We start from the raw sequence: 18,044 nt of genomic DNA, 5'->3' as shown, positions 1-18,044 counted from the left end.
CCTTATGCGAACGGGAAGGCGATGATGCCCTTGGCGACCAGGCGCACGTACAGGTCGGCGCCCATGACGGAGAACATGGAGATCAGCGCGAGCTGCGAGTGCTTGGCGTTGAGCTTGGAGACGAATCCCCAGGCCCGGTAACGGATCGGGTGCTTGGAGAAGTGGTTCAGGCGCCCGGCCGTGATGTGCCGGCAGGAGTGGCACGACAGGGTGTACAGGTTGATCAGCACCGCGTTGACGACCAGGATCCAGGTGCCCAGACCGCCGGGCCTCTCGATCAGCGACTTCACCGCGTCGTGCGCGAGGACGAGGCCGATGACGATGGCCGCGTAGAAGAAGTAGCGGTGGACGTTCTGCAGGATGAGCGGGAAGCGCGACTCACCGGTGTACTTGCTGTGCGGCTCGTTCACCCCGCAGGCCGGGGGCGAGAGCCAGAACCCCCGGTAGTAGGCCTTGCGGTAGTAGTAGCAGGTGAAGCGGAAGCCCGCTGGAAGGCCGAGGATGAGCAGGCCGGGAGGCAGGGTGTACCAGTCGCTGAAGGGCGCGAGGCCGAACAGTCGTGCGCCCGGCGGACAGCTCGTCGCCAGACAGGGCGACGCGAACGGCGCATGGTACGGCGCCGTGAAGTAGCTTGTATCGAAGATCGCCCACGTGGCGTAGACGAGGAATGCCGTGAAGATGATGAAAGTGACCAGCGGATAGCGCCACCACTGGTCCGTTCGCAGAGTGCGCTCCTTGATCTGCGCACGTTGCCTTCTGGCCGGGCTCTCGGCCGTTGTCTGGGTCATCGAGACCTCTCCACCTCCCGCGGACCCCGCTCGCCCAGGTGTCCGGGTTGTATCAGTCGTGCCGCGCGTCCGGGCCATCGTCGCGCCGGGCTCACACGTGCGCGCGCTTATTGGTGGGGGATACGTTACGACGGACCCCAGGGGTTGTGTGCAAGGGGTCTCTCACAATTTCACTACCCCGGTGTGATTCCTGTCACGTTCGTCTGCCAAGGGTACCTCGCCTGCGACGTCTCACGAGGTGGACGATCACAGGGAGGTCTCGGCGGGCCGGAGGCACAGATGTGGCGAAAGGACAACCCCTGACTTCGTCCATCCCCGCGCCCTCGCGGGCCGTCGGACGAGTACGCGGCACCGGCGACCGATGCGATCCCCACGCCCGCGCCCTCGCGGGCCGTCAGTAGTGCTGGTTGGAGCTGGGCAGTTTGACGACGGTCACGAAGAAGTCGTCGATCCGCCGGACCACGCTGATGAACTGGTCGAAGTCGACCGGCTTGGAGACGTAGGCGTTGGCGTGCAGGTTGTAGCTGCGCAGGATGTCCTCCTCGGACTCCGACGTGGTGAGCACGACCACCGGGATCCCGCGGAGCTTCTCGTCGGCCTTGATGTCCTGGAGCACCTCCCTGCCGTCTTTTCTGGGCAGGTTGAGGTCGAGCAGGATCAGGTCGGGCCTGGGTGCGTCGGCGTAGTCGCCCTCCTTGCGCAGGAAGGCCATGGCCTGCTCGCCGTCGTTCACCACGTGCAGCTTGTTGCGGACCTTGTTGAGCTCGAACGCCTCCCGCGTCAGCAGGACGTCGCCCGGGTCGTCCTCGACCAGGAGCACGTCGATCCAGCGCAGGTCATTCATCCAAATCTCCTGTGGGAAGGGTCCAGCGGAAGGTCGTACCCCGTCTCGGGGCCTTCTCGACGTTCTCACCGGGCTCGGTGACTTCGGTGGTTCCGGCGCTCCGGGTGCTTCCCCCGTTTTCCGAGTCGACCCAGATCCGGCCACCGTGATATTCGACGATCTTCTTGCAGAGTGCCAGCCCGATGCCCGTGCCCGCGTACACGTCCCGTCCGTGCAGGCGCTGGAAGATCAGGAAGATGCGGTCAGTGTACTTACTGTCGATGCCGATGCCGTTGTCGGTGCAGGAGAACTCCCACATGTCCCCGTCGCGCCGCACCCCGATGTGGATCACCGGTGGGTCCTGCGAATGGAACTTGATCGCGTTGCCGATGAGGTTCTGGAAGAGCTGGGTCAGCTGGGCACGGTTGCCGAGCACCTCGGGGAGCTCGTCGTGGGTCACCGTCGCGCCGCTGTCCTCGATGGTCGCGCCGAGGTTGTTCAGCGCGGCCCTGAGCGGCACGGTGGCGTCGATCCCGGTGCGCTCGCCGCCCATCCTGCCGACCCTGGAGAAGTCGAGCAGGTCGTTGATGAGCATCTGCATGCGCTTGGCGCCGTCGACGGCGAAGGCGATGTACTGCTTGGCGCGCTCGTCGAGCTGGTCGCCGTAGCGCTGGTCCAGCATCTGGGTGAAGCTGGCGACCTTGCGCAGCGGCTCCTGCAGGTCGTGGCTGGCCACGTAGGCGAACTGTTCGAGCTCGCCGTTGGAGCGCTTCAGCTCCGCGGCCTGGTCCTCCAGCTTGCGCTGCGTCTCCGAGGACAGGCGCCACTCGGCGAGGATGCGGCGGCGCATCGCGTCGACGTGGCCCGACAGCTCCGACAGCTCGGCGGGGCGCTCGACCTTGAGCCTGTGGTCGAAGTCTCCCTGGGCGACCGCGCGGACCTGCTGGTTCAGCTCCGCCAGCGGGCGGAGCACCGCGTACCGCACGATGAGCACCGCGGCGATCCCGGCCACGACGAGTGCCGCGGCCACCCCGACGAGCGCGACGTAGAGGGCCTGCCAGCCGGCGTCGAGCCGTACGACACCGGCGTCGTGCAGCTGGTTCAGGTGTCTCTGGAGCACCGCGAGGGACTGGCGCACCTCGTTGAAGCGGGTGGCGTTGACGGAGGCGTTCTGCCGGGCCGCGTCGGTCTTGAGGGTCGGCACGGCGGCGATGACCCTCTCGGCGTAGTCGCGCCGCCAGGCCTCTCCCGCGGCCTTCAGCTCGGCCACCTCGGCGCCGACCGCCTGCCCCTCCGGCATCCTGGGGAGCAGCGCGGTGAGGGTGCCCAGCGCGCTCTCCTCCGCGGTGATCGCCTTGCGGTATTCCTGGAGGGAGATCTCCTCGTTGGTCCTGCCGTAGGCCCGTACCGAGCTCTCCTGCGAGGTCAGTGTGTTGGAGATCTCCAGCAGGCGCAGCGCCGCCGGGTCGACGACGTCGACCAGCGCCTCCTTCGCCTCCCGTGTCTCCTCGATCGCGTTGACCGTGACGGCGGCCGAGATCATGAAGACCAGCGCGACGCCCACCCCGGCGAACGCGAACCAGCGTCCGACCGGCAGGTTCCCGAACCCGCGACCGGGGGTGAACGCGGGCAGAGGACGCGGACTGGAACGGTCGGAGCGGGCGGCCATCACTTCCCGTTCCTGGAGATGAGCACGGTCGCCAGGTCGTCGCTGAGCGCGTCGCGGTTCAGCTCGACGACGCGCTCGATGAGGCGGTCGAGCTCGATCCCGCCCTGCTCCTGGACGAGCCTGAGCAGGCCCTCGGTGCCGAGCAGGTCGGGTCCGCCGCCCACGGTGGCCTCGATCAGGCCGTCGGTGTAGAGCAGCAGCGACCAGTCGTCGCCGAGTTCGACGTCGATCTCCGACCACTCGATGCCCTGGAAGATCCCCAGCGGAGGTCCCGAGGGGGTGCCCGGCACCACGCCGATCTCGCCGTCGCGGATGAGCAGCGGCGGCGGATGGCCGACCACGTGCATCCGCGCGGTGCTGAGCGTGGGATCGATCGTGACGATGCACAGGGTGGTGAAGATCTCCGCGGATTTGCGCTCCAGGCGGAGCACCGACTCCAGGGTGGTGAGCAACTCGTTGCCGGTGTGCCCGGCCAGGACCAGGGTCCGCCAGGCGATCCTGAGCGCGACCCCCAGCGCGGCCTCGTCGGGGCCGTGCCCGCACACGTCGCCGACCACCACGTGGACGGCGCCGTCGGGGCTCTGCACGGTGTCCCAGAAGTCACCGGCGAGAAGGGCGCGCCTGCGTCCTGGCAGGTAGCGGGCGTGGTGGTCCAGGACCGTGGTGGTGAGCAGCGGGACCGGCAGCAGCCCGCGTTCGAGGCGGGAGTTCTCCTTGGTGAGCAGCTCGGCCTGGACCAGCCTGCGCTGGGCCAGGTCGGCGCGCTTGCGCTCTATCGAGTAGCGGATCGCCCGCGCCAGCAGGCGGGCCTCCACGTCCTGCTTGACCAGGAAGTCCTGCGCGCCGGCGGCGACGGCCTCCACACCGACGTGGGTGTCGTTCAGACCGGTCAGCACGAGCACGGCGGCGTGCGGTGCCATCGACAGCACCTGCTCCAGTGCCTCAAGACCGGTCGCGTCGGGCAGGGAGAGGTCGACGAGCACGCATCGCACGTCCTCGGTGAGGCGCTCCAGGCTCTCGGCCAGGCTGCGCACCCAAATGATCTTGGGGGGGTTGTCCGCCTGGCTGAGCAGCTCCTCCACGAGGAAGGCGTCGCCCGCGTCGTCCTCGATGAGGAGGAGCGTGAGCGTTTCATTGGCGGGGGCGGTCACTGACGCCTCTTCGTTGATCGGGAGAACCTGTCGACGCTACGTAGAATAGTGCGACACCGGCACTTAGAGGGTGTTGATCAGTCACCTTGATCCACCGGCCGCCGTCGTGCCTGCTCCGCACATGGGAACGCGGCAAAGCTCCCGCCTCCTCCTGCACCGTCAGCTCTCGGTGATCAGGTCGACCCCCTGCGGAAGGCTGCCGTCGCGGGCGGCCTCGGTGAGGAAGCGGAGCAGGGTCGCGCGGAAGGCCTGGGCGGCCCTGGTGGGCTCGACGTCCTTGCGGTGCGCGATCGCTATGGTGCGGCGCAGTCCGGGGGGCGCCAGGGGGGTGCCCGCCAGTCCGGGACGACCGTCCAGCACCATCGAGGGGACCAGGGCGACGCCCAGCCCGGCCTCGACGAAGCGCAGCACGGCGTCCATCTCGCCGCCCTCCACCGCGAACATGGGCTCGAACCCGGCCTGCCTGCAGGCGCTGAGCGTGGCCTCCCGCAGGTCGTACCCGCGCCTGAACATCACCATCGGCCGCCGCCGCAGCTCCTCGATGCGCGCGTACGGCTTGCGGGGGTGGTCGTCGGAGGGGGAGGCGACGACGAGGTTCTCCCGCAGGATCTCCTCGGTGACGAGGGCGGGATCGTCGTTGTGCAGCGGCATGATGATCAACGCCAGGTCGAGCTGGCCCCGGGCGAGGGTGCGGACCAGGTCGCGGGAGCCGCCCTCCTCCACGAACAGCTCGATGCCGGGGTAGGCGTGGTGGAACCTGGCCAGCGCGTCGGCGAGCAGCCCGGCGCAGAGCGAGGGGGTCGCGCCCAGCCGGACCCGGCCGCGGCGCAGTCCCACCAGCTCGCCGACCTCGCTTCTCGCGGTCTCGGCGTCGGCCAGCATCCTGCGGGCCAGCGGGAGCAGGGCCTCGCCCGCGGGGGTGAGCGTGACGTTCCCCCGGGCGCGGCTGAACAGCGACGCGCCGAGTTCGGCCTCCAGGGCCTTGATCTGCTTGCTCAGCGAGGGCTGGGCGACGCGCATCCTCTCGGCGGCCTGGGTGAAGTGGCGGGCCTCGGCGACCGCCACGAAGTAGGCGAGTTGCTGGAGCTGCACGTTTCCCAAGCGTAGGGGGTCGCCGGGGGCGGATGCCTGCCGGGACATACCGGACGTGCGGGTATTTATAGCGCATGGATCCTCCGGCCTTGGATTCGGGGCCGACGGCGACACGGGAGAAAATGGGAGATTGCCCCATAAGGAAGTTGTGAGATTGCTCGCACAGCGGGGCGGTCGCGCCTCCGGAAGCGGCAGAAGCGCAGAGGTGATAGCCGCAGGCTATGGAAACCACATCCTCGATGACTTGGACGGTGGTAAACCCTCCTACCTAGCGTGATGAACGTGACTGCCACGATTGAGCGCGGATCCGCCACCGCGCCGGTGAAACCTTCGGCGGACGCCCCCGCGAAGTCGACGAGACCCAGGCGGCGGGGCGGTTTCCTGGGTTCCACCAACGGCAAGAAGGCCGTGATGGCCGTCACGGGTGCCGTGATGGTGCTCTTCCTCGTCGGGCACATGGCCGGAAACCTCAAGAGTTTCTTCGGCGCGGAGTCCTTCAACTCCTACGCGGCCTTCCTGCGGACCATGGGCGAGCCGATCCTCCCGCACCGCACCCTGCTGACCGTCGTCGAGATCGGACTGGTCGTCGCGGTCGGCCTGCACATGTGGGCGGCGATCTCGCTGGCCAGGCGGGCGCGCAAGGCCCGCCCGGTCAGGTACGCGGCGAGGCGCAAATCCCGGGCGAACGGCTACGCGGTCCACACGATGCGCTACGGCGGCGTCGTCATCGTGCTGTTCGTGGTCTACCACCTGCTCGACCTGACGTTCGGCGCGGCGAACCCGGCCGGTGCCGGCTCCACCCCGTACGAGCGCCTCGTCGAGGGCTTCGCGCCGTCCCGCTGGTGGGTCACCCTGTTCTACGTGTTCGCGGTCGTCATGGTCGGCCTGCACCTGCGCCACGGCCTGTGGAGCGCCTTCCAGACGCTCGGCCTGGCGAGCCGCCGAGGCTACCGCTCGCTGAGGGCCGCCGCCACGGGGCTGTCCGCCCTGCTGGTCGTCGGCTTCCTCGCGGTCCCGGTCGCGGTCGCGGTCGGAGTGATCAAGTGAGCGGAGCCGGGCGCGGCGGCGTACGGGGAGCCGATCTCCGGTGCGACGAACGAGAGGCGGGTCCTTCGCGAGGCGTGCGGGGAGCCGGCGTACGAGGAGCGGATCTTCCGCGTGGTGAGCGAGGAGCGGTGAGCGGGGCATGAGCACGGGACACGCGGGATATCCGGGATATACGGAGGGCGCGCCGATCCGCGACACCAAGGCTCCCGAAGGCCCGATCGAGGACCGCTGGGAGAAGCGCAAGTTCGGCGCCAAGCTGGTCAACCCGGCCAACAAGCGCAAGCTCAACGTCATCGTCGTGGGCACGGGGCTCGCGGGCGGTTCGGCCGCCGCGACCCTCGGCGAGCTGGGCTACAACGTCAAGTCCTTCTGCTACCAGGACACGCCCCGCCGCGCGCACTCCATCGCGGCCCAGGGCGGCATCAACGCGGCGAAGAACTACCGGGGCGACGGCGACTCGATCTACCGGCTGTTCTACGACACGGTCAAGGGCGGCGACTTCCGCGCCCGCGAGTCCAACGTCTACCGGCTCGCCCAGGTCAGCGTGAACATCATCGACCAGGCCGTGGCCCAGGGCGTGCCGTTCGCCCGCGAGTACGGCGGCCTGCTCGACACCCGCTCCTTCGGCGGCGCGCAGGTCTCCCGCACCTTCTACGCGCGCGGCCAGACGGGCCAGCAGCTCCTGCTCGGCGCGTACCAGGCGCTGGAGCGGCAGATCGCGGCGGGAACCGTCGAGATGCACACCCGCCACGAGATGCTCGACCTGATCGTCTCCGACGGCCGGGCGCGCGGCGTCATCGTCCGCGACATGGTCACCGGCGAGATCGAGCGGCACCTGGCCGACGCGGTCGTGCTGGCGAGCGGCGGGTACGGCAACGTGTTCTTCCTCTCGACCAACGCCAAGGGCTGCAACACCACGGCGATCTGGCGGGCGCACCGGCGCGGCGCGATGTTCGCCAACCCCTGCTACACCCAGATCCACCCGACCTGCATCCCGGTCAGCGGCGACTACCAGTCGAAGCTGACGCTGATGTCGGAGTCGCTGCGCAACGACGGCCGCGTGTGGGTGCCGCTGGAGCGGGGCGACAGCCGTCCGGCCTCGGAGATCCCCGAGGAGGAGCGCGACTACTACCTGGAGCGCATCTACCCGGCGTTCGGCAACCTGGTCCCGCGCGACATCGCCTCCCGCGCCGCCAAGAACGTCTGCGACGAGGGCCGCGGCGTCGGACCCGGCGGCCTGGGCGTCTACCTCGACTTCGCCGACGCGATCCGCCGCCTGGGCCGCGACGCGGTGGAGAAGAAGTACGGCAACCTCTTCGAGATGTACGAGCGCATCACCGGCGAGGACCCCTACGCCCAGCCGATGCGCATCTACCCGGCCGTCCACTACACGATGGGCGGCCTGTGGGTGGACTACGACCTGCAGTCCACGATCCCCGGCCTGTTCGTGATCGGCGAGGCCAACTTCTCCGACCACGGCGCCAACCGCCTCGGCGCGTCCGCGCTGATGCAGGGCCTGGCCGACGGCTACTTCGTGCTGCCGACCACGATCGGCGACTACCTCGCGAACGGTCCGTACGGCGAGGTCGACGAGGAGGCCGTGGCGGAGGCCGAGGTCGCGGTGCGCGAGAAGATCGCCAGGCTGCTGTCGAACGACGGCGACCGCACCGCCGACTCCTACCACCGCGAGCTGGGCAGGCTCATGTGGGACCACTGCGGCATGGAGCGCACCGAGGAGTCGCTGCGCAAGGCCCTGGAGCGGATCCCCGAGCTGCGCGAGGAGTTCTGGAAGAACGTGAAGGTCTCCGGCGAGGCCGGGGAGCTCAACCAGGCGCTTGAGCGGGCCGGGCGGGTGGCCGACTTCTTCGACCTGGCCGAGCTGATGTGCATCGACGCGCTGCACCGTACCGAGTCCTGCGGCGGCCACTTCCGCGCCGAGTCGCAGGACGCCGACGGCGAGGCCCTGCGCGACGACGAGCACTTCGCCTACGTCGCCGCCTGGGAGTACGGGGAGCAGGGCCCGATCCTGCACAAGGAAGAACTCGACTACGAGTACGTCAAGATGAGCCAGCGGAGTTACAAGTGAACCTCACTCTCAAGATCTGGCGGCAGAAGGGGCCCGAGGACAAGGGCCGTATGGTCAACTACCGGGTCGAGGACGTGTCACCGGACATGTCCTTCCTGGAGATGCTCGACGTCCTCAACGAGCGGCTCATCCTGGAGGGCGACGACCCGATCGCCTTCGACCACGACTGCCGCGAGGGCATCTGCGGCATGTGCGGCATGGTCATCAACGGGGTCGCGCACGGCGAGCAGGTGGCCACCACCACCTGCCAGCTGCACATGCGGCACTTCGAGGACAACGCGGTCATCACCATCGAGCCGTGGCGCGCGGCGCCCTTCCCGGTGGTGAAGGACCTGGTCGTGGACCGCTCGGCGTTCGACCGGATCATCCAGGCGGGCGGCTTCGTCTCGGTCCCCGCGGGATCGGCCCCCGACGCGCACAGCGTCCCGGTGAAGAAGGACGACGCCGACTCGGCGTTCGACGCGGCCACCTGCATCGGCTGCGGCGCCTGCGTCGCCGCCTGCCCGAACGGCTCGGCCTCCCTCTTCACGGCTGCCAAGATCACCCACCTCGCCCTGCTGCCGCAGGGCCAGCCCGAGCGCGACTCCCGCGCCAAGGCGATGGTCGAGCAGATGGACGCGGAGGGCTTCGGCGGCTGCACCAACACCGGGGAGTGCACGGCGGTCTGCCCGAAGGGCATCCCGCTGGACACCATCGCCCAGATGAACCGCGACTACCTGCGAGCCGCGAAGTAGATCTCCCGGAAGCGGGAGCCGCCCCACACCGGGCACGGCTCCCGCTTTCCGGTTTTCCCTGACCGGTGTGGTTTCCGCCTTCACCGTTCCAGGCCGTCGGTGTCCGGGCGTGGCCGCCTTCACCGTCCCGAGCCGGTGACGTGCCGGGTGTGGTTTCCGCCCCCCGTCAGGGCCGGTGTCCTCCGGGGCCTCCGGGTGGACGGCCGAGCTCGCTCACGATCTCCCGTCGCAGGGTCGCGGGGTCGATGCCCGCGTCGGCCAGGACCTCGCCGCCCCGCCCTCCGCCGTCGCGCAGGATGCCCAGCAGGATGTGGCCGTCGCCGATGTGCTTGTGCTTGAGGTTCACGGCCTCGCGCAGGGACAGCTCCAGGGTCTTCTTCGCCCGAGGGCTGAAGGGGACGTGGAAGCCGAACAGCCGGCCCCGCCGCTGGATGTCGGGTTTGCGGTCCAGCGCGCCGGGTCCGAAGGTCGCCTCGACCTTCTCCCGCACGGCGGACAGGTCGATGCCGATCGACTCCAGCGCCTCGGCGTCGAGCGCGTCGCCGGGCTTTGAGGGGGTGAGGCGGGTGACCGACCGGTAGGCGCGGGCGTGGTCGAGGCCGTGGCGGCCGAGCACCCGCGCCGAGACGCTTTCCGGCTGGGCGAGCAGGCCGAGCAGGATGTGCTCGGTGCCGATGACGTCGTGCCGCAGTTTGCGGGCGTTCTCCTGGGCGAGGACCACCGCCTGGCGGGCATCGTGATGGAACCGTTCGAACATCGCTATCTCTCCCGTCTCAGTAAACCTCGGCCACCCGCGTACTTCTTGTGCACCGCCTGCCGGGTGACCTCCAGGCAGTGCGCGATCTCCTGCCAGGACCAGCCCTGCTCGCGTGCGTTCTCCACCTGGAGTGCCTCCAGCCGGTCGACCAGTGTCCGCAGTGCCCGTACGGCCCGCAGGCCGACGGCCGGATCGCGGCTGCCGGCGTCGGATGCCAGTTGTGCCGTATCGCTCATGTCTGTCAATTTAGGTTGACGTGATGTGCTTGTCAACCCCAATTGACGGCGACACGCCGGGAAGGCCGAAAATGGTTTGCCGGGCCTGGTCGAAGTTTGTGACCCTTGCTGTGAGATGCGCTCCCTACCTGTCGCCGACCCCGGCGTTCCCGATGCCCGCAGCCCTTTCGGATACCTGTGGTGGGTGGCCCGCGCGCAGATGGGCCCGCTGCTCCTCGGCATCGCCTACGCCATCCTGTGGTGGCTCGCGATGGCCCTCGTGCCGTACGCCATGGGCAAGGGGATCGACGCCATCACGGCGAAGGACGTGCCTTCCCTGACCACCTGGGGCGGGGTGGTGCTCGCCCTGGGCGTCACCCAGGCCGTCGCCGGCATCCTGCGCCACCGGATGGCCGTCTACAACTGGCTCGCCGCCGCCTACCGGACCGTCCAGGTCACCGCGAGGCAGGCGACCAGGCTGGGCGCGACCCTGCCCAAGCGCATGTCCACCGGCGAGGTCGTCAGCGTCGGCAACTCCGACATCGCCCACATCGGCAACACGATCGACATCCTCATCCGGGGCGGTGGCGCGGCCGTCGCCGTCGTCGTCGTGACCGTCATCCTGCTGAGCAGCTCGGCGCCGCTCGGCCTGATGGTGCTGGCGGGCCTGCCCGTGATGGCGGTCGCCGTCGCCCCCCTGCTCAGGCCGCTGCACCACCGCCAGAACGCCCACCGCGACCTGCAGGGCGACCTCTCCACCCGCGCCGCGGACATCGTCTCCGGCCTGCGGGTGCTGCGCGGCATCGGCGGCGAGCGGGTCTTCGCCGACCGCTACGGCGCCGAGTCCCAGCGGGTGCGGCGGGCGGGGGTGCGGGTGGCCTCGGTGGAGTCGATGCTGGAGGGCGCGCAGGTCCTGCTGCCCGGGCTGCTGGTCACCGCGGTGACCTGGCTCGGCGCGACCTTCGCGACGCGCGGCGAGATCAGCGCCGGCCAGCTCGTCGCCTTCTACGGCTACGCGGCCTTCCTCATCGCCCCCGTACGCACCCTCACCGAGGCCGCGGACAAGCTGACCAAGGGGCACGTCGCCGCCCGCAGGGTGGTGCGCATCCTCTCGCTGAGGCCGGAGGTGGAGGGCGGCACCGGCCGCTCGGAGGGCGGCCTGCTGCGCGACGTCGCCTCCGGGGTCGCCGTGCGTCCCGGCATGCTCACCGCCGTCGCGGCGGCCGTCCCCGAGGAGGCCGAGGCCATCGCCGACCGGCTCGGCCGCTACGGCGAGGGCGACGTCGACTTCGGCGACGTGTCGCTCGCGACCCTGCCGGTCTCCGAGGTGCGCCGCCGGATCCTCGTCGCCGGCAACGACGCGAGACTGTTCGCCGGAGTGCTCAGGGACGAGCTCGACGTCACAGGGCGCGCCACGGACGAGGAGCTGGGCCGGGCGCTGCGGGTCGCGTGCGCCGAGGACATCGTCGAGGCGCTGCCCGGAGGCCTCGGCGGGCGCGTCGCCGAGGCGGGCCGGGAGTTCTCCGGCGGCCAGCAGCAGCGGCTCCGGCTCGCCAGGGCGCTCACCCTCGACCCGGAGGTGCTCATCCTCATCGAGCCCACCAGCGCGGTCGACGCCCACAGCGAGGCGCGCATCGCCGACCGGCTGGCCAAGGCACGCGCGGGCAGGACCACGCTGGTCTGCACGACGAGCCCGCTGGTGCTCGACCGCACCGACCACGTCGTCTACGTCGAAGGAGGCGTCGTGCGCGCCCAGGGCACGCACCGGGAGCTGCTCGCCGCCCACCCCGGTTACGCCGCCGTCGTCACCCGGGGAGAAGCGTGATGAGCAGGCAGATCCTGCCCGTCGCCGACCAGTCGCAGGTCCGCGCGTACGCCCGCAGGCTCACCCTGAAGTACCCCCGCGACCTGACCGTGGCGCTCCTCCTGCACGCCCTCGCCGCCGTCGCGGGCCTGACGGCGCCGTGGCTGCTCGGTGGCCTCGTCCAGGGCGTCCACGACGACTCGGGGATCGACGTCACCGGGGTGTCGCTCGCCATCGGCGGCTTCGTGGTCGCCCAGGCGGTGCTGGTCAGGTTCGCCGTCTACTTCTCCTCCAGGCTCGGGGAGAAGGTCCTCGCCGAGCTGCGCGAGGAGTTCGTCGGGCGGGTGCTCGGCCTGCCGCTGTCCACGGTCGAGCGCGCCGGATCCGGCGACCTGATCTCCAGGACCTCCCGCGACGTCGACTCGCTGTCGCGCACCGTGCGGCACGCCGTGCCGGAGACCCTGATCGCGCTCGTCACCTGCGTGATCACCGTCGGCGCGCTGCTGCTGGTCGGGCCGCTGCTCGCGCTGCCCTCGCTGCTCGCCGTCCCCGTCCTGTGGATCTCCACCCGCTGGTATCTCAAGCGGGCCAGAGACGGATACCTGCGAGAGAGCGCGGCGTACGCCGACATGACCGACGGCCTCGCCGAGACGGTGAACGGCGCCCGCGCCGTGGAGGCCCTGGGCCTGCAGGACCGGCGCCACCGCCGCACCGACGCCGACATCGCCGAGTCGTGGGCGGCCGAGAGATACACGATGGGGCTGCGCACGGTCTGGTTCCCCACGGTCGAGCTCGGCTACGTGATCCCGATCGTGGCGACGCTCGTCATCGGCGGCCTCTTCTACACCCGGGGCTGGGTATCGCTGGGGCAGGTCACCGCCGCCACCCTGTACGTCCAGCAGCTCATCGACCCGCTCGACCGGCTGCTCATGTGGATCGACGAGCTCCAGGTCGGCGGCGCCTCCATGGCCCGCCTGCTGGGCGTCGCCGAGGTGCCCGACGACCGCGAGGCCACCTCCGCCGCTCCCGAGGGCAGCGAGCTGAGGGCCGACGACGTCCGCTACGCCTACCGCGAGGGCCACGACGTGCTGCACGGCATCGACCTCACGATCAGGCCGGGGGAGCGGCTCGCCATGGTCGGCCCGTCGGGGGCGGGCAAGTCCACGCTGGGACGCCTGCTCGCGGGCATCCACGGCCCCCGCACCGGCTCGGTCGCGGTCGGCGGCGTCCCGCTCGTCGAACTCCCCCTGGACGACCTGCGCGGCCACGTCGCCCTGGTGACCCAGGAACACCACGTCTTCCGCGGCACCGTACGCGAGAACGTGCTGATCGCCAGGCCCGACGCCGACGACGCACGGGTCCGCGAGGTGCTGGAGGCCGTCGACGCCTGGGAGTGGGTCGAGGCCCTGCCCGAAGGGCTCGACACGGTCGTCGGCTCCGGCGGCGAGGCCGTCCCCGCCGCCCAGGCGCAGCAGCTCGCCCTGGCCCGGTTGGTCCTCGCCGATCCGCACACCCTCGTCCTGGACGAGGCCACCTCGCTGATCGACCCCCGCGCCGCCCGCCACCTGGAGCGCTCACTCGCCGCCGTCCTCGAAGGACGTACGGTCATCGCGATCGCCCACCGCCTCTACACGGCCCACGACGCCGACCGCGTCGCGGTGGTGGAGGACGGCCGCGTCAGCGAGCTCGGCTCGCACGAGGAGCTGGTCGCGGCCGGAGGCTCGTACGCGGCACTGTGGAGCAGCTGGCACGGCACCTCCCGATGAGAGCGGGGCTCGCACGGCTCGCACCTTCGCAACCCTCCTGGCCAGAACCACCGACAACCTCGGTAAGGCTCGGGACAGAGCCTTACCGAGGAGAGCTCAGGACAGGGCTTTCTTCAGGAAGTCGACCTGGAGGAGCAGCAGGTTCTCCGCCACGGTCTCCTGCGGGGTCATGTGGGTCACCCCCGACAGCGGCAGCACGTTGTGCGGGCGGCCCGCCGCCAGCAGGGCGGAGGACAGGCGCAGGGTGTGCGCGGCGACCACGTTGTCGTCGGCGAGGCCGTGGATCAGCAGCAGGGGGCGGTCCAGCTTCTCGGCGTCGGCGAACAGCGACGAGGAGTCGTAGTGGCCCTCGTCGGGGTGGCCGAGGTAGCGCTCGGTGTAGCAGGTGTCGTACAGGCGCCAGTCGGTCACCGGGGCACCGGCGACGGCCGCGTGGAACACGTCGGGGCGGCGGAGCACGGCGAGGGCGGCCAGGTAGCCGCCGAACGACCAGCCCCTGATGCCGACCCGCGACAGGTCCAGGTCGTCGGGGAACCGCGCGGCGGCGCCGTGCAGGGCGTCGATCTGGTCCTCCAGGATCGGGGTGGCCAGATCGTGCAGGACGGCCCGCTCGAACTCCGGGCCGCGCCCCGGGGTGCCGCGGCCGTCGGCGACGACCACCGCGAAGCCCTGGTCGGCGAACCACTGGCTGGTCAGGTGCGCTCCGCTCGCGGCGAGCACGCGCTGGGCGTGCGGTCCGCCGTACGGGTCCATGAGGACCGGCAGCCTCGCCGAGCCCGGCACGTGCCCGGCGGGCAGGAGCACGGCGGTGGACAGGTCGCGCTCGCCCGCCTTGATCAGGGAGACCCGCAGGTCCAGGGTGGGACGTTCGGCGTGGGAGGTGATGTGGCCGCGGGGCGTGCCGTTGTGCAGGACGCGGGTGACCGAACCCTCGCTGCCCAGGGTCTGGCCGGTGATCACCAGGGTGCCGCCCGCGGTGTGGCCGCTGTAGACGCCGCCCTCGGTCGGGCTGACCAGGGTGATCTGGCCCCGCCGGTAGGCCCAGACGGCGATCTCGGTGGGCTCACCGCTCGCGCGGAAGAGCACGGTCTCGCCGTCGATGTCGAGGATCTGACGGACCTGGAGGGTGGGCGGCGTGACGGGGGAGTCGCCGACGATCAGGCGATGGCCGCCCTCGGCGGTGGCGGCCCAGACGAGGCTGCCGTCGGACAGGTGGCCGGGAACACCGGTGACGACGTCGACCCAGGCGGGGTCGGTGTCCTCACGGACGAGCGTGGAGGTGCCGGTGGCGGGGTCGACGTCGAACAGCCGCATGGTCCGCTGGTCGCGCGTCATGGTGACGATCGAGAGGCCGTGGGCGTCCCAGCCGGCGTTGACGAGGTATTCGTCGTCGAAGGGCACCGGGACGCGGGCCCCGTCGAGGGTGAGGACGAAGAGCTCGACCCCGGCGTTGGGCGTACCGGCGGCGGGGTAGCGCTGCTCGGTGGCGGGGCGGGCCGGGTTGGCCGGGTCGGCGATGTGCCAGTGCTGCACCGGCGACTCGTCGGCCCGCTCGACCAGGATCGCCTCACCCGACGGCGACCACCAGTAGCCCCGCATACGGTCCATCTCCTCGGCGGCGATGAACTCGGCGAGGCCGTACGTCACCTCGGGAGACTCGGGACGGGCCAGCGCGTGGTCGACCTCGTCCTCCAGGTCCTGGATGTGGAACGCGCCGCCGGTCACATAGCCGACGTGGACGCCGGTGGGGGACATCCGGGGGTCGATCACCGGCCCGGAGGTCGTCAGCCGCCGTACGTTCCTGGTCTTCAGGTCGACGACGTAGAGGCCCCCGGAGAGCGCGAACGCGGCGACGGTCACCGCCGAGTCGGTGCTGTATCCGACGATGCCCCCGGCCTGCTCCCTGCTCCGCTCGCGGCGCGCCCGCTCCTCGGGCGGCAGATCCTCCTCGTCGGCCGCCAGCGCGCGAGGGTCGGCGATGAGCCGTTCCGTGCCGCTGAGGACGTCGTACTCCCACAGGCAGGTCACCGGGTCGAAGCCGCTCCTGGTCCGGAGGAAGACGACGCGGTCACCGCCCGGGGCGATCGTGAAGCCGCGCGGCACCCCGAGGGTGAATCGACGGGTTCTGGCGTGCAGGCGAGGGAAGCTCTCACTCATACGAGCCATCTTGCCAGTTCCGCATCGAGTGTCTTGTTTTCCAGGGACCGCCGGTAAGGGAATTCGGAGGTTCTGGGCGATGCCCGGCATCGATACCCTCGGACGCATGACTGATCGGCGCCTCATGCTCGTACACGCCCACCCGGACGACGAGACGATCGGCAGCGGAGCCACCATGGCCAGGTACGCCGCCGAGGGCGCGCACGTCACGCTGGTGACCTGCACGCTGGGGGAGGAGGGCGAGGTCATCCCCCCGGAGCTGGCCCACCTGACCGCCGACCGCGACGACACGCTGGGCGGGCATCGCGTCGGGGAGCTCGCCGCGGCCTGCGCGGCGCTCGGCGTCACCGACCACCGCTTCCTGGGCGGCCCCGGCCGCTGGAGGGACTCGGGCATGATGGGCGCCGCCTCCAACCACAGGGAGAACGCCTTCTGGAGGGCAGACCTGGACGAGGCGGCGGGCGAGCTCGCGAGGATCATCCGCGAGGTGCGGCCCCAGGTGCTCGTCACCTATGACGAGAACGGTTTCTACGGCCACCCCGACCACATCCAGGCCCACCGCGTCGCCTGGCGGGCCGTCGAGCTGGCCGCCGACCCGGGGTTCGGGGTGCTCTCGGGCTCCGTGACCCGCTCGGAGGGCGCTTCCGCGTCCGGGGAGGCGTCCGGTGGAGGGGGCGGCGAGGTGCCCGGCGAGAGGGCCGGTGGGGCGTCCGGTGGAGGGGGTGGAGTGGCGCTTGGTGAGAGGGCCGGTGGGGCGTCCGGAGAGGTGCTCGGCGGGGACGGGCCGTGGCGGGTCGCGAAGTTCTACCACACCGCCGTCCCCAGATCCGTGCTGTACAGGAGCGAGGAGGCGATGCGCGAGAGCGGCACCCCCTTTCTCGTCGAGCCGGTCGACGACCTGCCGTTCGGTTGCGCTGACGGGGACGTCACCACCGAGATCGACGCCCGCGCCCACATCGACAGGAAGACCGAGGCGTTGCGGGCGCACGCCACCCAGATCAGCGTGAGCCCGCCCTGGTTCGCCCTGTCCAACGACGTCGGCCAGGAACTCCTCGGGGTCGAGCACTTCATCCTCCGCTCCGGTGTACGGGGTCCCGCGGGCCCGGGAGCGCCGATCGAAATGGGCGGGCTCGGCGAGCCGTACGACCGTGAGGACGATCTCTTCGCCGGGATCCACTAGCCTCGATGCTTGTGATGGAGCAGGTCCCGGCTGTGCGCGCGCCCTCGGAGACGGTTGTCGCCGTGGCGACGAACGCCGTGCTCTTCGTGCTCGGGCTGCTGCTGGGCGTTCTGGGAGGCTTCCAGCACTCCTGGTACATCAGGCCCGTCCCGGTCTCCGCCGTCGTCTGCCTCGCCCTGCTGTTCGCGATCCCCTACGGGGCCGGCCGGATGACGCACGGCAAGTCCGCGGCCGTGGCGTTCGTGGCGGGCTGGGCGCTGATCACCATGATCTGGATCTCCGGACGGCCGGAGGGCGACCTGGTCATCGCCAACGACCTGTCCGGTTACCTTTACCTCTACGGAGGGCTCGCGGCGGTCACGGTGGGGATCATGCTCTCGCCGTCGGCCATCCTGGGCGGGACGTGGCCGCCCACCTCGGACGGCTACCGCTCCGGTCCCGAGTCCGCGCCGATACCGCCGGATTCCCCGCCTCCGTCCGGTTTCCCGCCCGGTTCTCCGCCCTCGCCCGCGACGTCCGACCCGGGGATTCCGCCGGGCCCGGCTCGGTCCGGCTCGGCCGCGCCCGGCCCGGCCCGGTCCGGTGCTGCGCCGCCCGACTCGGTCGTACCCGGTTCCGTACAGCCCGACCGGGCCGGGCCGGATCAGACCCCGCCCGGCCGGGTCCCTCCCGGCTCCCAGACCCCACCCGCACCACCGGGCACGTCCGCTCCCTGACGCGGCCCCCGCTCGGCGTCCCGGGGCGTCTGTCGCTCGCCGCCCCGATGGCGGACAAT

At 70.7% G+C, this 18,044-nt stretch carries 15 protein-coding genes; 7 read left to right on the top strand and 8 right to left on the bottom strand.

Annotation, left to right across the window (positions count from 1 at the left end; translation table 11 throughout):
* Positions 1-2 precede the first annotated feature (2 nt).
* The 5 genes from sdhC to ABT352_RS28075 form a co-directional block, all read right to left on the bottom strand.
* Complete coding sequence (gene sdhC, locus ABT352_RS28095; RefSeq protein WP_350947942.1) at positions 3-788, bottom strand: succinate dehydrogenase subunit SdhC; 786 nt, start codon at positions 786-788, stop codon at positions 3-5.
* Positions 789-1,182: 394 nt separating this feature from the next.
* Positions 1,183-1,632, bottom strand: a complete 450-nt coding sequence (locus ABT352_RS28090; RefSeq protein ID WP_350947941.1) for a response regulator — start codon at positions 1,630-1,632, stop codon at positions 1,183-1,185.
* Positions 1,625-3,280 (bottom strand): sensor histidine kinase, encoded by a 1,656-nt coding sequence (locus ABT352_RS28085; protein WP_350947940.1) that lies wholly within the window; start codon positions 3,278-3,280, stop codon positions 1,625-1,627. The genes ABT352_RS28090 and ABT352_RS28085 overlap by 8 nt, the downstream gene beginning before the upstream one ends.
* Positions 3,280-4,431, bottom strand: a complete 1,152-nt coding sequence (locus ABT352_RS28080; RefSeq protein ID WP_350947939.1) for a PP2C family protein-serine/threonine phosphatase — start codon at positions 4,429-4,431, stop codon at positions 3,280-3,282. The genes ABT352_RS28085 and ABT352_RS28080 overlap by 1 nt, the downstream gene beginning before the upstream one ends.
* A 159-nt stretch (positions 4,432-4,590) precedes the next feature.
* Positions 4,591-5,523: a LysR family transcriptional regulator gene (locus tag ABT352_RS28075; protein WP_350947938.1), complete on the bottom strand. Its 933-nt coding sequence runs from the start codon at positions 5,521-5,523 to the stop codon at positions 4,591-4,593.
* 282 nt (positions 5,524-5,805) lie between these two features.
* Here ABT352_RS28075 and ABT352_RS28070 point away from each other — a divergent pair, with 282 nt between their 5' ends.
* The 3 genes from ABT352_RS28070 to ABT352_RS28060 all read left to right on the top strand — a co-directional run bounded on the left by ABT352_RS28070 (position 5,806) and on the right by ABT352_RS28060 (position 9,390).
* Positions 5,806-6,570, top strand: a complete 765-nt coding sequence (locus tag ABT352_RS28070; RefSeq protein WP_350947937.1) for a succinate dehydrogenase cytochrome b subunit — start codon at positions 5,806-5,808, stop codon at positions 6,568-6,570.
* 139 nt (positions 6,571-6,709) lie between these two features.
* Complete coding sequence (locus ABT352_RS28065; protein ID WP_350947936.1) at positions 6,710-8,656, top strand: fumarate reductase/succinate dehydrogenase flavoprotein subunit; 1,947 nt, start codon at positions 6,710-6,712, stop codon at positions 8,654-8,656.
* Positions 8,653-9,390 carry a succinate dehydrogenase/fumarate reductase iron-sulfur subunit gene (locus ABT352_RS28060; RefSeq protein WP_350947935.1) on the top strand — a complete coding sequence of 246 codons (738 nt, stop codon included), beginning with the start codon at positions 8,653-8,655 and terminating at the stop codon, positions 9,388-9,390. Before ABT352_RS28065 ends, ABT352_RS28060 begins: the two co-directional genes overlap by 4 nt.
* Positions 9,391-9,556: 166 nt before the next feature.
* Here ABT352_RS28060 and ABT352_RS28055 read toward each other — a convergent pair whose 3' ends face one another.
* Both ABT352_RS28055 and ABT352_RS28050 read right to left on the bottom strand, forming a co-directional pair.
* Complete coding sequence (locus ABT352_RS28055; RefSeq protein ID WP_350947934.1) at positions 9,557-10,147, bottom strand: Clp protease N-terminal domain-containing protein; 591 nt, start codon at positions 10,145-10,147, stop codon at positions 9,557-9,559.
* A 2-nt stretch (positions 10,148-10,149) separates the two neighbouring features.
* Complete coding sequence (locus ABT352_RS28050; protein ID WP_329085846.1) at positions 10,150-10,383, bottom strand: RNA polymerase subunit sigma-70; 234 nt, start codon at positions 10,381-10,383, stop codon at positions 10,150-10,152.
* 115 nt (positions 10,384-10,498) lie between these two features.
* Here ABT352_RS28050 and ABT352_RS28045 point away from each other — a divergent pair, with 115 nt between their 5' ends.
* Positions 10,499-12,187, top strand: a complete 1,689-nt coding sequence (locus ABT352_RS28045) for an ABC transporter ATP-binding protein (protein WP_350947933.1) — start codon at positions 10,499-10,501, stop codon at positions 12,185-12,187.
* Positions 12,187-13,932 (top strand): ABC transporter ATP-binding protein, encoded by a 1,746-nt coding sequence (locus ABT352_RS28040; protein ID WP_350947932.1) that lies wholly within the window; start codon positions 12,187-12,189, stop codon positions 13,930-13,932. The genes ABT352_RS28045 and ABT352_RS28040 overlap by 1 nt, the downstream gene beginning before the upstream one ends.
* A gap of 96 nt (positions 13,933-14,028) precedes the next feature.
* Here ABT352_RS28040 and ABT352_RS28035 read toward each other — a convergent pair whose 3' ends face one another.
* Positions 14,029-16,089, bottom strand: a complete 2,061-nt coding sequence (locus tag ABT352_RS28035) for a S9 family peptidase (RefSeq protein ID WP_350947931.1) — start codon at positions 16,087-16,089, stop codon at positions 14,029-14,031.
* Positions 16,090-16,195: 106 nt separating this feature from the next.
* Between ABT352_RS28035 and mshB the strand changes: the two genes are divergently transcribed.
* A complete protein-coding gene (gene mshB, locus ABT352_RS28030; RefSeq protein ID WP_350947930.1) occupies positions 16,196-17,269 on the top strand; it encodes an N-acetyl-1-D-myo-inositol-2-amino-2-deoxy-alpha-D-glucopyranoside deacetylase in 1,074 nt (357 codons plus the stop codon).
* A 5-nt stretch (positions 17,270-17,274) separates the two neighbouring features.
* Positions 17,275-17,985: a DUF6113 family protein gene (locus tag ABT352_RS28025; RefSeq protein WP_350947929.1), complete on the top strand. Its 711-nt coding sequence runs from the start codon at positions 17,275-17,277 to the stop codon at positions 17,983-17,985.
* The last annotated feature ends 59 nt before the right edge of the window (positions 17,986-18,044 follow it).

Origin of the sequence: Streptosporangium sp. NPDC000563 (genome assembly GCF_040299985.1) — a bacterium.
Lineage (GTDB): Bacteria > Actinomycetota > Actinomycetes > Streptosporangiales > Streptosporangiaceae > Streptosporangium.
The sequence above is the reverse complement of the archived record's forward strand: the minus strand, read 5'-3'. Positions and strand labels throughout refer to the sequence as shown.

What these genes read in the sequence shown, in the direction of transcription:
- sdhC (WP_350947942.1), bottom strand. Translation starts at nt 788, where the DNA reads ATGACCCAGACAACGGCCGAGAGCCCGGCCAGAAGGCAACGTGCGCAG.
- ABT352_RS28090 (WP_350947941.1), bottom strand. Translation starts at nt 1,632, where the DNA reads ATGAATGACCTGCGCTGGATCGACGTGCTCCTGGTCGAGGACGACCCG.
- ABT352_RS28085 (WP_350947940.1), bottom strand. Translation starts at nt 3,280, where the DNA reads ATGGCCGCCCGCTCCGACCGTTCCAGTCCGCGTCCTCTGCCCGCGTTC.
- ABT352_RS28065 (WP_350947936.1), top strand. Translation starts at nt 6,710, where the DNA reads ATGAGCACGGGACACGCGGGATATCCGGGATATACGGAGGGCGCGCCG.
- ABT352_RS28055 (WP_350947934.1), bottom strand. Translation starts at nt 10,147, where the DNA reads ATGTTCGAACGGTTCCATCACGATGCCCGCCAGGCGGTGGTCCTCGCC.
- ABT352_RS28050 (WP_329085846.1), bottom strand. Translation starts at nt 10,383, where the DNA reads ATGAGCGATACGGCACAACTGGCATCCGACGCCGGCAGCCGCGATCCG.
- ABT352_RS28045 (WP_350947933.1), top strand. Translation starts at nt 10,499, where the DNA reads ATGCGCTCCCTACCTGTCGCCGACCCCGGCGTTCCCGATGCCCGCAGC.
- ABT352_RS28040 (WP_350947932.1), top strand. Translation starts at nt 12,187, where the DNA reads ATGAGCAGGCAGATCCTGCCCGTCGCCGACCAGTCGCAGGTCCGCGCG.
- ABT352_RS28035 (WP_350947931.1), bottom strand. Translation starts at nt 16,089, where the DNA reads ATGAGTGAGAGCTTCCCTCGCCTGCACGCCAGAACCCGTCGATTCACC.
- mshB (WP_350947930.1), top strand. Translation starts at nt 16,196, where the DNA reads ATGACTGATCGGCGCCTCATGCTCGTACACGCCCACCCGGACGACGAG.
- ABT352_RS28025 (WP_350947929.1), top strand. Translation starts at nt 17,275, where the DNA reads ATGCTTGTGATGGAGCAGGTCCCGGCTGTGCGCGCGCCCTCGGAGACG.